The 14,453-nt window shown below is 62.9% G+C and carries 13 protein-coding genes; all 13 read left to right on the top strand.

The genetic code is table 11. The annotated features are described in order from the left end of the window. Window positions 1-42 precede the first annotated feature (42 nt). The 13 genes from VWY60_RS18190 (at window position 43) to VWY60_RS18130 (ending at window position 14,371) form a co-directional block, all read left to right on the top strand. Entirely contained in the window at window positions 43-1,371 is a 1,329-nt protein-coding gene (locus tag VWY60_RS18190) for a pseudouridine synthase (RefSeq protein ID WP_416541362.1), read from the top strand. A 191-nt stretch (window positions 1,372-1,562) separates the two neighbouring features. Then, window positions 1,563-2,480, top strand: a complete 918-nt coding sequence (locus VWY60_RS18185) for a 5-bromo-4-chloroindolyl phosphate hydrolysis family protein (protein WP_416539062.1) — start codon at window positions 1,563-1,565, stop codon at window positions 2,478-2,480. 22 nt (window positions 2,481-2,502) lie between these two features. Then, entirely contained in the window at window positions 2,503-3,699 is a 1,197-nt protein-coding gene (locus tag VWY60_RS18180) for a toxic anion resistance protein (protein ID WP_416541361.1), read from the top strand. An 86-nt stretch (window positions 3,700-3,785) separates the two neighbouring features. After that, entirely contained in the window at window positions 3,786-4,670 is an 885-nt protein-coding gene (locus VWY60_RS18175) for a DUF2927 domain-containing protein (RefSeq protein WP_416541432.1), read from the top strand. A gap of 56 nt (window positions 4,671-4,726) precedes the next feature. Further along, window positions 4,727-5,914: an SPFH domain-containing protein gene (locus VWY60_RS18170; protein ID WP_416539063.1), complete on the top strand. Its 1,188-nt coding sequence runs from the start codon at window positions 4,727-4,729 to the stop codon at window positions 5,912-5,914. Window positions 5,915-6,001: 87 nt separating this feature from the next. Next, complete coding sequence (locus VWY60_RS18165) at window positions 6,002-6,529, top strand: cytochrome b/b6 domain-containing protein (protein WP_416541360.1); 528 nt, start codon at window positions 6,002-6,004, stop codon at window positions 6,527-6,529. Between the two features lie 11 nt (window positions 6,530-6,540). Continuing rightward, window positions 6,541-7,695 (top strand): TFIIB-type zinc finger domain-containing protein, encoded by a 1,155-nt coding sequence (locus VWY60_RS18160; RefSeq protein ID WP_416541359.1) that lies wholly within the window; start codon window positions 6,541-6,543, stop codon window positions 7,693-7,695. 50 nt (window positions 7,696-7,745) lie between these two features. Next, window positions 7,746-8,417 carry a nitroreductase gene (locus VWY60_RS18155; protein ID WP_416541358.1) on the top strand — a complete coding sequence of 224 codons (672 nt, stop codon included), beginning with the start codon at window positions 7,746-7,748 and terminating at the stop codon, window positions 8,415-8,417. A 28-nt stretch (window positions 8,418-8,445) separates the two neighbouring features. Further along, entirely contained in the window at window positions 8,446-8,892 is a 447-nt protein-coding gene (gene dtd / locus VWY60_RS18150) for a D-aminoacyl-tRNA deacylase (RefSeq protein WP_416535081.1), read from the top strand. Between the two features lie 475 nt (window positions 8,893-9,367). Next, window positions 9,368-10,954, top strand: a complete 1,587-nt coding sequence (locus tag VWY60_RS18145; protein WP_061048721.1) for an ABC transporter substrate-binding protein — start codon at window positions 9,368-9,370, stop codon at window positions 10,952-10,954. A gap of 14 nt (window positions 10,955-10,968) precedes the next feature. Next, window positions 10,969-11,925 carry an ABC transporter permease gene (locus VWY60_RS18140; RefSeq protein WP_416535138.1) on the top strand — a complete coding sequence of 319 codons (957 nt, stop codon included), beginning with the start codon at window positions 10,969-10,971 and terminating at the stop codon, window positions 11,923-11,925. Continuing rightward, complete coding sequence (locus VWY60_RS18135; protein ID WP_340546085.1) at window positions 11,922-12,737, top strand: ABC transporter permease; 816 nt, start codon at window positions 11,922-11,924, stop codon at window positions 12,735-12,737. The genes VWY60_RS18140 and VWY60_RS18135 overlap by 4 nt, the downstream gene beginning before the upstream one ends. After that, window positions 12,734-14,371 (top strand): ABC transporter ATP-binding protein, encoded by a 1,638-nt coding sequence (locus VWY60_RS18130; RefSeq protein WP_340546086.1) that lies wholly within the window; start codon window positions 12,734-12,736, stop codon window positions 14,369-14,371. Before VWY60_RS18135 ends, VWY60_RS18130 begins: the two co-directional genes overlap by 4 nt. Window positions 14,372-14,453: the final 82 nt, after the last annotated feature.

The raw sequence follows: 14,453 nt of genomic DNA, 5'->3' as shown, positions 1-14,453 counted from the left end.
GGGAGCTTTCGCAACCGCGCGGAATGATCTATGGCCTCAGGTATGAGCAAAACACCATCCTCCCCCAAGGGCCAGCGCCCCGCAGCGGCGAAACCAGCCCGCGCCAGCAAGAAACCGACCGCCCCCTCCGCAACCGGCGAGAGCCCGGACGGCGACCGCATCGCAAAGGTGCTGTCGCGCGCCGGTGTTGCATCGCGGCGCGAGGCCGAAAAGATGATCGCCGAAGGGCGTATCGCCGTGAACGGCAAGGTCATCGACAGCCCGGCGCTGAATGTGGTGTTGGGCAAGGACCGGATCGTGGTGGATGGCATGCCGATGCAGGATCCGGAGCCGCCGCGCCTGTGGATGTATCACAAACCAGCGGGGCTGGTGACCACCACCAGCGACGAGCTGGACCGCCGGACCATCTTTGATGAGCTGCCCGAGGACATGCCCCGTGTGATGACGGTCGGCAGGCTTGACCTCAACTCCGAGGGGCTGCTGCTGCTAACCAATGACGGCGGCATCAAGCGGCAGCTGGAGCTGCCGTCGACCGGCTGGCTGCGCCGCTACCGGGTGCGGATCAACGGCCGACCGAAGGACAGCGATTTTGAACCGCTGCGTCAGGGGCTCGTGATCGAGGGAGAGAGATTTCAGCCGATGACCGTCGCGCTGGATCGTCAGCAGGGCGCAAACGCCTGGCTGACCATTGGCCTGCGCGAAGGCAAGAACCGGGAGATCCGCCGCGCCATTGAGGATATCGGGTTCACCGTGAACCGCCTGCTGCGCCTGTCGTATGGGCCGTTCCAGCTGGGCAATCTGAAGCCAGGCGAAGTCGAGGAGCTGCGTCCGCGTGTGGTGCGCGATCAGCTGGGTCTGACCGGTCCCGAGACCGAGGAAGACGACAAGCCCAAGCGCCCAGGCCGCCCGGTACGACAGCGCCCCGGTGCCGCGAAACCGGCGGGCAAGCCAGCGACGAAAGCCGGCGCAAGACCAGCGACAAAACCAGGCGGCAAGCCCGTCGGAAAACCTGCCGGAAAACCTGCCGGAAAACCGGCGGGCCGTTCATTTGCAGGCTCGGACCGCTCTGGCGACAAATCCGCAGAGCGTTCAGGCGCCCGGCCCGCCGGCCGGTCCGGTCCTGGCGGCGCGTCCGGCGGCAAATTTTCAGGCAAGGGCAAACCCGCTGACCGGTTCGCCGGAAAGCCCGGCGGAAAACCGGCGGGTCGCAGCACGGAGACGCCGGGCGGCAGACCGACCGGAAAGCCGACTGGCAAGCCGACAGGCAAACCGACCGGAAAATTCGGCGGCAAACCCGCAGGCGGCGGAGCTGGCCGTGATGCGGGTCGCAGTTCAGCCCCACGCGGTGGCGGCAAACCGCCCCGGCGCTGAGCCACCGCCAAAGACGGTCCTGCGGCGAAGGCCTGAGACTTCCCCCTAGCAAGATGGCGCTGCATATCCTAAGTTTCCAATTGCTTGGAGCGCTCATCTCGGGGGAATAAACGTGCAGAAACTCGCCTTTGTGGCCTTGCTGATCCTGATGATCGGTCTGGCAACCGGCTGGCTGGTCGGAGGCTGATCGCATGGCGCGGCGTTTTGGCGGCAAATACAGTCCCGACGAACAAGAGCGGAAAGCCGCCGATGAACCGGCGTCGGGCGGCGCGGGCTCCAGTTCTGGCAGCTATCGCAATGCCCGCGTCGATCCGGTCGGAGCACGCGCCAATCTGATGGCGCTGCCTGCCGGTCTGGTCGCGCTGATGTCCGTTTTTTCGGGGGCTGCGGGTCTCGCCTTTGGGCTGCTTGCGGCCGCGACATGGGCCGGATCGGCCTATCTGCTGCGCGACGGGCTGAGGGCCGAGGCCGCTTATGACGATCGCAAGGTCGCCCGTCGCCCTGCCCTCCCCCGCAAGATCCTCGCCGCGCTGCTCTGCGGTGTCGGCGCGCTGTTTGCCGCCTGGCGGCAGGACCCCGGCGCGCTGACGGCGCTGATCTATGCCGCAGCGGCGAGCGGCCTGCATCTGGCGGCCTTTGGGCTTGATCCCCTGCGCGACAAGGGCGCCGAGGGCATCGACGATTTCCAGCGCGACCGGGTCGCCCGTGTCGTCGAAGAGGCGGAAACCTATCTCTCGGCCATGAAGGATGCTGCTCTGCGCGCCCGTGACCGCGAGGTCGAACAGCGGGTTGAGGCCTTTCAGGAGGTGGCGCGCGATCTCTTCCGCACGGTTGAGGAAGACCCCCGCGACCTGACCGGCGCGCGGCGCTATCTGACCGTCTATCTGATGGGCGCGCGCGACGCCACGATCAAGTTTGCCGATATCTATACGCGCAGTGGCGACCCCCGGTCGCGCGAGGATTATCTGGCGCTGCTGCGCGACCTTGAGGAAAACTTTGCCGCCCGCACCCGCAAGATGCTGCTGGAGGACCGCACCGATCTGACCGTTGAAATCGACGTGCTGCGGGACCGTTTGCAGCGCGAGGGCGTTCACCTGGACCCCCGCTGACACAGCCATAAGGAACTTCGACATGTCCAAGACGACCCAGACGAAAGCCGCCCAGGAGGCTCAGCTGATCTCCGAAATCACCGCGATCACACTGCCGGAACCGACGGCCGAAATCCAGTCGCTGGATCAGGCCGACGCCGCCACCAGTGCAGACATCCAGTCGCGCATGGCGCAGATCGACATGTCCGACAGCAACTCGATCATCAACTTCGGCTCCGGTGCGCAGGCTGAATTGCAACAGATCAGCCAGGCCATGCTAACCGATGTGCGCAACAAGGATGTCGGTCCTGCCGGCGATTCGCTGCGCAATATCGTCACCACGATCCGGGGCTTTTCGGTGTCCGAACTGGATGTGCGCCGCAAGCGCAGTTTCTGGGAGCGGCTGCTGGGTCGCGCTGCGCCCTTTGCGAAGTTCACCGCGCGGTTTGAGGATGTGCAGGGCCAGATCGACCGCATCACCGACAATCTGCTTGGCCATGAGCATCAGCTGCTGAAAGACATCAAGTCTCTGGATCTGCTTTATGCCAAGACGCTGAGCTTCTATGACGAACTGGCGCTTTATATTGCAGCAGGTGAGGCCAAGCTGGCCGAACTGGACAGCAAGGAAATCCCGGCGCTGGAGGCGGCAGTGGCCGCCGCACCGGAGGCCGATCAGGTGATGCGCGCGCAGGAGCTGCGTGACATGCGCGCGGCCCGCGACGATCTGGAACGTCGGGTGCATGATCTGAAGCTCACGCGCCAGGTGACGATGCAGTCGCTGCCGTCGATCCGGCTGGTGCAGGAGAATGACAAATCGCTGGTGACCAAGATCAATTCGACGCTGGTCAATACCGTGCCGCTCTGGGAGACCCAGCTGGCACAGGCTGTTACCATCCAGCGCTCTGCCGAGGCGGCGGCGGCGGTGCGCGATGCCAATGACCTCACCAATGAGCTGCTGACCTCCAACGCGGCCAATCTGCGCGAAAGCAACAAGATGATCCGACAGGAGATGGAGCGCGGTGTCTTTGATATCGAAGCGGTGAAACAGGCAAATGCGGATCTGATCGGCACCATTCAGGAAAGCCTTCAGATCGCCGATGAGGGCAAGGCCAAGCGCGCCGCCGCCGAGGCGGAGCTGAAGAAGATGGAAGCGGAGCTGCGCGACACGCTGGCCTCGGCAAAGGCGCGGCGCGACGGGGTCGGCGATACCGCCGCCACGGCGGTTCCCGGCACCGCATGACCGCAGCCGCGCCGATATCGCAGCGCGCCCGAAGGCGACGGCTGGTGCCGGTGCTTGTCGGCGCGCTGGCCGGGACTGCGTTCCTGATGGGATGCGATCCCCTCGCTCAGCGCACCTCGCTGGTGCCGCCGACACGCCCGGCCAATCTCGCCCCGCAGCCCAAGCCGCCCTCCGCCGAGAGCCAGCGGCTGGCCCGCTACTATAGCGCCCTCCAGCAGGACCTGCTGACACGCGGGCTGCTGCGGACCGATGGGGGCGGGCCGGAGACGCCCTATGACGCCGATGATCTGCGCCGGAATTTTGAGCAGATCGCCTTTTACGACGAATATGGCAGCAGCAATCTGCGCACCTCCGGCGCGCTTGGGCGCTGGGACGGGCCGGTGCGTCTGCGGGCCGATTTTGGCCCCTCGGTCAGCGCTGAACAGCAGCAGACGGATCGCGCCACCCTTGATGCCTATGCCGCCCGTCTGGCCCGGATCACCGGCCATCCGATCAGCACCACCACCAGCCGTGCGCGCGCCAATTTCAACGTGATTTTTGCAGGCGCCGACGACAGCGCCTATGTCGCCGGCCGCGTGCGGGAGATCCTGCCGTCGATCAGCGACGCCGACCTAGAGGTTTTTGCCAACCCGCCGCAGAGCTACTATTGTCTGGTGCGCGCCGGGGGGCTGCAGGCGGATCCATCGTCCTATATGCGCGGGGTCGCGCTTATCCGCGCCGAGCACCCGGATCTGGCGCGGCGCAGCTGTATCCACGAGGAAGTTGCCCAGGGCCTTGGCCTGCGCAACGACAGCCCGCAGGCGCGCCCCTCGATCTTCAACGATGACGACGAATTTGCGCTGCTGACCAGCCAGGATGAGAAACTCCTGAAAATCCTGTACGATCCACGCCTGCGCACCGGCATGTCCGCCGATGAGGCGCGGCCCATCGTGCAAGCCATCGCATATGATATCATGGGAGAGCCGCAGTAGCGGCTCCGCATTTGCCGACCCCGATGCCCCGGCATCGCCGAAAGAGGATGAAGACAATGGGTATTTTCGACTTTCTCAAGGGAGAGTTCATCGACGTCATCCACTGGACCGACGACACCAATGACACGCTGGTCTGGCGGTTCGAGCGCGAAGGCCACGCGATCAAATACGGCGCCAAGCTGACGGTGCGCGAAGGTCAGGCGGCGGTTTTTGTGCATGAAGGTCAGCTGGCCGATGTCTTCACCCCCGGTCTCTACATGCTGGAGACCAACAACATGCCGATCATGACCACCCTGCAACATTGGGATCACGGCTTTCAGTCGCCGTTCAAATCCGAGATCTACTTTGTCGACACCACCCGGTTCAATGATCTGAAGTGGGGCACCAAGAACCCGATCATGGCGCGCGACCCGGAGTTCGGGCCGGTCCGTCTGCGCGCCTTTGGCACCTATAGCATCCGGGTGGTGGACCCGGCCCGGTTCCTGAGTGAGATCGTCGGCACCGATGGTGAGTTCACCATGGATGAAATCTCCTTCCAGATCCGCAATATCATCGTCCAGCAGGTGAGCCGGGTGCTGGCAGGCTCCGGCATTCCGGTTCTGGATATGGCTGCAAATACCGCCGATCTGGGCAAGCTGGTGGCGGCTGAGATTTCCGCCACGGTGGCCGAATACGGCATCGCGATCCCCGAGCTCTATATCGAGAATATCTCGCTGCCCGCCGCGGTCGAACAGGCGCTGGACAAGCGCACACAGATGGGAATCGTCGGTGATCTTGGCCGCTATACGCAGTTCTCCGCCGCCGAGGCGATGACCGCCGCCGCCCAGGCGCCCAATAGCGGCATGGGGGCCGGAATGGGCATGGGGATGGGCATGGCAATGGCCCAGCAGATGGCGCAGATGGCGCAGCCGGGTGCCGCCGCTCATGCAGCGGGTCAGACCAGCGGTCCCTGGGGCGCGCGGCCCGCACCCGCTGCACCGCAGGCCGCCGCGCCGGTGGCGCCGCCGCCTCCACCGGTGGAACATGTCTGGCACATTGCCGAGAACGGTCAGACCACCGGCCCCTATTCCAAGGCCCGACTGGGGCGAATGGCACAGGAGGGCGGATTGCGCCGGGACAGCCTGGTCTGGACACCCGGTCAGGACGGCTGGAAGGCGGCAGGCGATGTCATCGAACTGGCGCAGCTGTTCACCATCATGCCACCGCCGCCTCCGCCACCGCCGCCCGCACCGCCGGCTGGCTGACATCACACAATCCCGAGGGCGCTGCGATCATCGGCGCCCTTTCTCAGGACCGACCGCAGCCCTTGTGCCACGAAGGACCTTCTGCATATGACCCGACGCAGCGCGCTCAAATGGCTCCACTGGCTGAGCCTTGGATTGATCCTCTATTTCTTTCTCGTGGAACCGGAGGAGAACCGCGCCGATCCGGGGCTGGCGCTGGCCACCCACGCGGGCGTTGGCCTGCTCCTTGCCGTGGTCGTGCTGATCTGGACGCTTGTCTATCTGCGCAAAGGGCTGGTCGGGCGCGCCGGTCCCAAGCTGCCGGGCTGGGCCAGACGGTTCCACGGGTTGAACCACCGTGTCTTGCAGATCGGCCTGCCGGTCATGGTCGCAACCGGAGCGCTGGCCGGGGTGTTGGCTCCCTTTGCGATCCGCGCTTTTGGGGTGTTGCCGATCAATCCGGCCGCAGGCAGCCGCACCCTGCATGAGCTGGCTGAAGAGCTGCATGAACTTGCCTTTGATGCGCTGCTCATTGTCATCGTCCTGCATGGGCTGTTCCATCTGTGGCGCCATTTCCTGTTGAAAGACAACGCCCTGCGCATCATGGTGCCGAAACTGCTGCATAGATATCTTTGAGGCTTCCCCACGTGACCCAGCCCCCACCGCCGCCGCCCTCCGGCCTGTCGCCTGCCGAGAGCTCCGCCAGCGCCGAGACGCAGGCACCGCTTGAGGAACATCGGTTCCCCTGCGAGCAATGCGGCGCGGATTATCGCTATGATCCTGAAAACGGCACGCTGACCTGCGATCATTGCGGCCACCGGGAAGCGATCCGATCCGGCCCGTGGCGGGGTGGCAGCCTGCGGGAGCTGGATTTCGAGACGGCGCTCTCCTCGGGTCTGGCCGAGGCCGACATGGAAGAAACCCGCGTGTTGCGCTGTCCGAACTGCGCCGCGCAGGTGGAATTTGACCCAAAGGACCATGCGGGGGAATGTCCGTTTTGCGCCACGCCGATGGTCACAGACACCGGGATCCACCGTCATATCAAGCCCAAGGGCGTGCTGCCCTTCGCCTTTGATGAGCGCAGCGCCCATAAGGCGATGTCGGACTGGCTGGGCCAGCTGTGGTTTGCGCCGAGCGGCCTGCAACAATATGCCCGCAAAGGCCGACGCATGGACGGCATCTATGTCCCCTACTGGACCTTCGACGCCGACACCCGCTCACAGTATCGCGGCCAGCGCGGCACCGTCTATTATGTCACCGAAACCGTGATGGTCGACGGCAAGCGCCAGTCGCGGCAGGTGCCGAAGATACGCTGGCGGCCGGTCTCGGGGCGGGTGCAGCGGTTCTTTGACGATGTGCTGGTGCTCGCCTCCAAGAGCCTGCCGAAAAAGAACACCGATGCGCTGGAGCCCTGGGACCTGTCGGCGCTGGAGCCTTACCAGCCGCAGTATCTGGCCGGGTTCCGGGCCGAGGCCTATGCGGTGGAACTGGCCGATGGCTACGGCGAGGCGACTGCGCGGATGCGCCGGGTCATCGAACGCGACGTGCGTTTTGACATTGGCGGGGATCGGCAACGGATCGAACATATCGACAGCGATTTTTCCGATATCACCTTCAAACATGTGCTGCTGCCGGTCTGGCTGGCCGCTTACAAATATCGGGGCAAGACTTATCGTTTTGTGGTCAACGGGCAATCCGGTCGGGTACAGGGAGAACGCCCCTATTCGGTGTGGAAAATTGCCGCCGCCGTTGCTCTGGCACTGCTGATCGGCGCTGCCGTGGCCTATTTCGGATCACGCTGACATTCCGCGCCGAGACCACGAGCCCCCCGAAGCCGACATAAGGATCCGCCATGACCACCCTTCCTGCGCTTGATGCGCTGTTCAGCCGCCGTCACAGCTGTCGCGGCTTTCGCCCCGATCCGGTACCCCGTGCGATTATCGAGGATATCCTGCGGTGCGCCCAGAAAGTGCCCTCCTGGTGCAATGCCCAGCCCTGGCAGGTGACGCTGTTCAGCGGCGCGGCGACGGATGCGCTGCGGGTGGCCCTGGCGGAGGCGGTCGCAAAGGATCCTGTTGCCCCCGACCTCCCCTTTCCCGAGCGTTACAGTGGCGACTACAAGGCGCGGCGACAGGCCTGCGGCTGGGCGCTTTATGAGGCGGTTGGTGTTGAACGCGGCGATCGCGCCGCCTCTCACCGGCAGATGATGCGCAACTTTACGCTTTTTGACGCCCCCCATTGCGCGATCCTGACCAGCCCCAAGGAGCTTGGCCCCTATGGTGCGCTGGATTGCGGTGGCTTTGTCACCGGGTTCACGCTGGCCGCAACCGCAGCGGGCGTTGCCAGCATCGCGCAGGCCGCTGTTGCCACCTATGCGCCGATGCTGCATCAGCTCTGCGACATACCGGAGGATCGAAATATCCTTTGTGCGCTGTCTTTCGGCTATGCCGATCCCGACCATCCGGCCAACCAGTTCCGCACTGAACGTGCTGAACTGCACGACTTCACCACCTGGCGCGACTGACGCCGCATATCACTGAGTAGGATAATCCATGCGTGCCCTGATCCAGCGAGTGTCCGAGGCGTCTGTCACCGTCGACGGCGATATCATCGGTGAAATCGGTGAAGGCCTGCTGATCCTGATCTGCGCGATGGCGGGGGACAGCGCGGCCGAAGCGGATCAGATGGCGGCCAAGATCAGCAAGCTGCGGATTTTCCGCGATGAGGCGGGCAAGATGAACCGCTCGGTAAAGGACATCGGCGGCGGCGCGCTGGTTGTCAGCCAGTTTACGCTGGCCGCCGATACCCGCCGTGGCAACCGGCCCGGCTTCTCCAATGCCGCCGCGCCGGATCTGGGCCGCGCGCTTTACACCCGGTTTGCCGATCAGCTGGCGGCGCTTGAGGTGCCTGTGGCGCGCGGGTCCTTTGGGGCCGATATGCAGGTTGCGCTGATCAACTCCGGTCCGGTGACCATCTGGATGGACAGCGCGGACTGGTGAACTGCGCTTTTCTGCGGGCGATTGCGGATAGGTTGCGGATGTCGTTTTCCGTCATGTCCTGACGCGCCCATTGGTGCCAAAGCAAGCATCCGAAATCGCGAAAATGCGCCAGATCGGCCATCGCGCCCGCAGCTGCGGCCTGTCGCAAAACCGGCACGGATCACCCGTTTTGGCCGAAAATCAGGCGGGGTCCACCATCCATTGGCGAAATAGGGGGTGCGGCGGCGATAATAATTGGCATCGCGAGTGCATTGGTTTTTTCCACATATTGTCCCACCAGCCATTCACTTCTTACCAAATACGACATACCAGTTCCAAAAGACGACGGGATCACCGTCTCTTTATGCCTTCGCCATCCCCGCCTGCGCCAGAAAGCACGCTAATAAGGGTTGCGAGGTCGCAGCAAATGCGCAAACCTTGAATGACAATTCAAGAAATGACGTGTTCAGCGTCTAGATACGACAGGGAGTCCGCAATGAAAGACCAGATTGATTTCATGACGCAAAGCGTCACCTCCGGGAAAATGACCCGGCGTGAATTCATGGGCAAAACCGCCGCACTCGGCATCAGCGCCGCAGTAGCAGGCAGCCTGTTTGCCCGCGCCGTCGAGGCCGCAGGCCCGGTCAAAGGGGGCACGCTGAAGCTCGGCTCCATCGGCGGCGGCAGCACCGACTCGCTCGATCCCGCCGTGGCCGCAAGCCAGGTGCCCTACCACAATCTTTATCAGTTCGGTGAAACGCTGGTGAACGTGACGCCCGAAGGCGGCATCGAAAACCGTCTCGCCGAAAGCGTCGAAGCCAGTGCAGACGCCAAGACCTGGACATTCAAGATCCGCAAGGGCGTTGAATTCCACAACGGCAAGGCGGTGACGGCCGAGGACGTGATGCGCACCATGGAGCGCCACTCCAACGAGGACAGTAAATCGGGTGCGCTCGGCATTATGCGCGGCATCGAAAGCATGAAGGCCGATGGCGACAACTTCGTCGTCTCGCTGACCACGCCGAACGCCGACCTGCCCTATCTGATGGCCGATTATCACCTGATGATCCAGCCTGATGGCGGCTTTGACAACCCGGCAGCGGGCATCGGTTCCGGTGCCTATATGCTGGTCGCCGATGAGCCGGGCGTGCGCCATATGTGGAAGAAAAACCCCAACTACTGGGATGACACCCGCGGCCATGTCGATGAAGTCGAAATCGTGGTAATCAACGACGCCACCGCCCGTATGGCGGCGCTGCAATCGGGTCAGGTGCATATCGCCAACCGTGTTGAGCCCAAGGTTGCAGGTCTCCTCGACCGTGCACCGAACCTGACCGTGCGCAACGCAGCCGGTCCGGGCCACTATGTGTTCATCATGCATTGCGACACCGCGCCGTTTGACAACAACGAGCTGCGCCTGGCGCTTAAATATGCCATCAACCGTGAGGAAATGGTCGATAAGGTTCTGCGCGGCTATGGCTCCGTCGGTAACGACATGCCGATCAACTCCGCCTATCCGCTGTTTGATGACAGCATCCCGCAGCGCCCGTTTGATCCGGCCAAAGCGGCAGAGCACTACAAGAAATCCGGCCATGATGGCAGCCCGATCACCCTGCGGGTGTCGGATGTTGCCTTCCCGGGTGCATTGGATGCAGCCCAGCTGTTCCAGCAGTCGGCCAATGCCGCCGGTATCCCGCTGGAACTGAAGCGCGAGCCCGGTGATGGTTACTGGTCCGAAGTCTGGAACGCCCAGCCGTTCTGTGCCTCCTACTGGGGTGGCCGTCCGGTGCAGGATCAGATGTATTCGACCGCTTATCTGTCGACCGCAGACTGGAACGACACCCGCTTCAAGCGCGAAGACTTTGACCAGCTGTTGTTTGCCGCCCGCGGCGAGCTGGACGAAGCAAAGCGCAAGGCGCTCTACAGCCAGATGGGCATGATGGTGCGGGACGAAGGCGGTCTGATCTGCCCGATGTTCAACGACTTCATCGAAGCGACCAGCAGCAAGGTTCAGGGTTGGGTGGTGGATTCCACCGGCGACACCATGGCCGGCAAATGGTCGCATAAGTGCTGGTTGGCCTGATAGAGGTCCATGCCATGCACCCCGTCGTGAAACTTGTGTCCCAGCGCCTCGCGCTGGGACTAATTCTCTTGATCGCCGCATCCGTGCTCATCTTCATGGGCACCTTGATCCTGCCCGGCGATGTGGCGCAGTCCATTCTGGGTCAGTCGGCCACGCCCGAGGCACTTGCCAACCTGCGCGAGGAACTGGGGCTGAATGAACCGGCTGTTCTGCGCTATTTCGACTGGCTGTTCGGCGCCCTGCAAGGTGATCTGGGCACCGCCCTGACCAATGGTCAGGACATTGCAACCAGCATTGGCCGCCGTCTTGGCAACACGCTGTTCCTGGCGTTCTGGGCTGCCGTGATCTCGGTTCCCTTGGCGATCTTCCTGGGCCTTCTGGCGGTACGTTACCGCGATCGCTGGCCTGACAAACTGATCTCGGCCGTGACATTGGCCTCGATCTCGATCCCGGAATTTCTGATTGGCTATCTGCTGATCTATTTCGTTGCGGTGCAGATGGGCTGGTTCAGCTCGGTCGCAATGATCAATGAATCCATGAGCCTGCTGGAAAAACTGAACGCCATTGCCCTGCCCGTCGCGGTGCTGACACTGGTGGTTCTGGCGCATATGATGCGCATGACGCGGGCGGCGATCCTCAATGTGATGCAATCGGCCTATATCGAGACGGCGGAGCTGAAGGGGCTGAGCACCTTCAACGTGATTGCCCGTCACGCCTTTCCCAATGCCATCGCACCGATCGTGAATGTGGTGATGCTGAACCTCGCCTATCTGGTGGTCGGCGTCGTGGTGATCGAGGTGGTGTTTGTCTACCCCGGCATGGGCCAGTATCTGGTCGACCACGTGTCCAAGCGTGACGTCCCGGTGGTGCAGGCCTGCGGTCTGATCTTTGCCGCCGTCTACATCGTGCTGAACATGATTGCCGACATCGTGGCGATCCTGTCGAACCCGCGTCTGAGGCATCCGAAATGAAGAATATCCCTATCTCTGCAATGATTGGGCTGTTCTTCACGGCCCTCTACTTCCTGATGGCGATCTTTGCACCGCTGCTGGCCCCCTATGGGATGGCTGAAATCGTCGGTGACGTCTGGGAGCCGCGCTCGGCTGAGCATCTCCTTGGCACCGACAATATCGGCCGTGATCTTCTCAGCCGGATGATCTATGGCGGACGCACCACCATCTTCATCGCCACTGCGGCCACCATCCTGTCCTTTGTCACCGGATCGGTGCTGGGCTTCTTTGCCGCCGTTGCCGGTGGCTGGGTGGATCAGGTGATGTCGCGGCTGGTCGATCTGGTGATGTCGATCCCGACGCTGATCTTTGCCCTTGTGGTGCTGTCGGTGATGCCGGTGACCGTGCCGGTTCTGATCGTGGTCATGGGTCTGCTGGACTCCACCCGCGTCTATCGTCTTGCCCGTGCGGTTGCGGTGGATATCGAGGTGATGGACTACGTCGAAGCCGCGCGTCTGCGAGGGGAGAAAACCGCCTGGATCATCTTCCGCGAAATCCTGCCCAACGCGCTGTCACCGCTGGTGGCCGAAATGGGCCTGCGGTTCATCTTCATGGTGCTGTTTGTCTCGACGCTCTCTTTCCTCGGCCTTGGCGTGCAACCGCCAGAAGCCGACTGGGGCGGGATCGTGAAAGAAAACAAGGAAGGCATCGTCTATGGCATTCCGGCGGCACTGCTGCCTGCCATCGCCATCGCCACCCTTGCGATCTCGGTCAACCTTGTCGCGGACTGGGTCCTGAACCGCACAACCTCGCTGAAAGGAGGCCGCGGATGAGCGAACCTCTTATGAAAGTGCGCAATCTCAAGATCGGCGCAACTGTCTACCCGCCGGGGGAAAAGCCCCATGACATCGAAATCGTGCATGGTGTCAGCTTTGATCTGCAACCGGGCAAGGTGCTGGGGCTGATCGGCGAATCCGGCGCCGGAAAATCCACCATCGGGCTGGCCTCCATGGCCTATGGCCGGGGCGGTGTGAAGATCACCGGCGGCGAGGTCTGGGTGAATGGCCGCGATATCCTGCAATCCAAACTGCGCGATATCCGTCGCCTGCGCGGCGGCGAGGTCACCTATGTCTCGCAATCGGCGGCGGCCTCGTTCAACCCGGCCAAGAAGATCATGGAACAGGTGATCGAAGCGGCGGTTGAACAGGGCAAGTTCTCCAAGAAAGAGGCCGAAGCCCGCGCCCGCGCGCTTTTTGCCAAGCTGGGTCTGCCCGATCCCGACAATATCGGCGAGCGCTATCCGCATCAGGTCTCCGGCGGTCAGCTGCAACGCTGCATGACGGCGCTGGCGCTCTGCCCGGAGCCGGATCTGGTGGTCTTTGACGAGCCGACAACGGCGCTGGATGTGACGACCCAGATCGAGGTGCTGATGGCGATCAAGGAAGCCATCCGCGACACGGGTGTGGCTGCACTCTATATCACCCATGACCTTGCGGTGGTGGCACAGGTGAGCGACGACATCATGGTGCTGCGCCACGGCAATATGGTGGAATACGGCCCCGTCGATCAGATCATCAACGCCCCGCAGGAGGAGTACACACAGGCGCTGGTCTCGGTGCGCTCCATCACCCATGAGGAAAAGGCCCCGACCTCGGAGCCGGTGCTGAGCGTGCGCAATATCACCGCGCGCTACCAGGGCACCAAATTCGATGTGCTGCATAATGTGAACGTCGACCTGCACCCCGGTCAGACGCTGGCCGTGGTCGGAGAATCCGGCTCTGGTAAATCGACACTGGCACGGGTGATCACCGGGCTATTGCCACCGCGCGAGGGTGATATCGAGTTTGCCGGGCGTCGGCTGTCCTCCGATCTGGCGGGACGCACCCGCGAGGATCTGCGCGAATTGCAGATGATCTATCAGATGGCGGATGTGGCGATGAATCCGCGCCAGACCGTCGGTACGATCATCGGCCGTCCGCTGGAGTTCTACTTTGGCATGAAGGGCGCCGAAAAGCGCAAGCGCATCATCGAACTGCTGGATGAGATCGAGCTGGGCGAAAGCTTCATCGACCGTTACCCGGCGGAGCTGTCGGGCGGACAGAAACAGCGGGTGTGTATTGCACGAGCGCTGGCGGCGAAGCCCAAGATGATCATCTGCGACGAGGTCACCTCGGCGCTGGATCCACTGGTGGCCGACGGCATTCTGAAGCTGTTGCTGGAACTGCAAAAGATCGAGAATGTCGCCTATCTGTTCATCACCCACGATCTCGCCACGGTGCGGGCGATTTCGGATAATATCGCGGTGATGTATCAGGGCCGCGTCCAGCGCTATGGCGGCAAGACCGAAGTGCTGTCGCCCCCCTTTGACGATTACACCGATCTGCTGCTCAGCTCGGTGCCGGAAATGCGGCTCGGGTGGCTGGAAGAGGTCATCGCCAACCGCAAGATGGAAAGTGCGGGCAACTAGCAGCCCAGCACCTGATATCCCCCCGTCGCAGGCAACTGCGGCGGGACGCACTCAAAGGCGGCCGCAGGAACACTCCTCACGG

Origin of the sequence: Phaeobacter sp. JH20_26 (genome assembly GCF_048056275.1) — a bacterium.
Taxonomy (GTDB): Bacteria; Pseudomonadota; Alphaproteobacteria; order Rhodobacterales; family Rhodobacteraceae; genus Phaeobacter; species Phaeobacter bryozoorum.
Note: the sequence above shows the minus strand (reverse complement) of the source record. Positions and strands in the feature narration are given on the sequence as shown.

Coding starts and splice junctions, on each gene's coding strand:
- VWY60_RS18190 (WP_416541362.1), top strand. CDS start 43: ATGAGCAAAACACCATCCTCCCCCAAGGGCCAGCGCCCCGCAGCGGCG.
- VWY60_RS18185 (WP_416539062.1), top strand. CDS start 1,563: ATGGCGCGGCGTTTTGGCGGCAAATACAGTCCCGACGAACAAGAGCGG.
- VWY60_RS18180 (WP_416541361.1), top strand. CDS start 2,503: ATGTCCAAGACGACCCAGACGAAAGCCGCCCAGGAGGCTCAGCTGATC.
- VWY60_RS18175 (WP_416541432.1), top strand. CDS start 3,786: ATGGGATGCGATCCCCTCGCTCAGCGCACCTCGCTGGTGCCGCCGACA.
- VWY60_RS18170 (WP_416539063.1), top strand. CDS start 4,727: ATGGGTATTTTCGACTTTCTCAAGGGAGAGTTCATCGACGTCATCCAC.
- VWY60_RS18165 (WP_416541360.1), top strand. CDS start 6,002: ATGACCCGACGCAGCGCGCTCAAATGGCTCCACTGGCTGAGCCTTGGA.
- VWY60_RS18155 (WP_416541358.1), top strand. CDS start 7,746: ATGACCACCCTTCCTGCGCTTGATGCGCTGTTCAGCCGCCGTCACAGC.
- dtd (WP_416535081.1), top strand. CDS start 8,446: ATGCGTGCCCTGATCCAGCGAGTGTCCGAGGCGTCTGTCACCGTCGAC.
- VWY60_RS18145 (WP_061048721.1), top strand. CDS start 9,368: ATGAAAGACCAGATTGATTTCATGACGCAAAGCGTCACCTCCGGGAAA.
- VWY60_RS18140 (WP_416535138.1), top strand. CDS start 10,969: ATGCACCCCGTCGTGAAACTTGTGTCCCAGCGCCTCGCGCTGGGACTA.
- VWY60_RS18135 (WP_340546085.1), top strand. CDS start 11,922: ATGAAGAATATCCCTATCTCTGCAATGATTGGGCTGTTCTTCACGGCC.
- VWY60_RS18130 (WP_340546086.1), top strand. CDS start 12,734: ATGAGCGAACCTCTTATGAAAGTGCGCAATCTCAAGATCGGCGCAACT.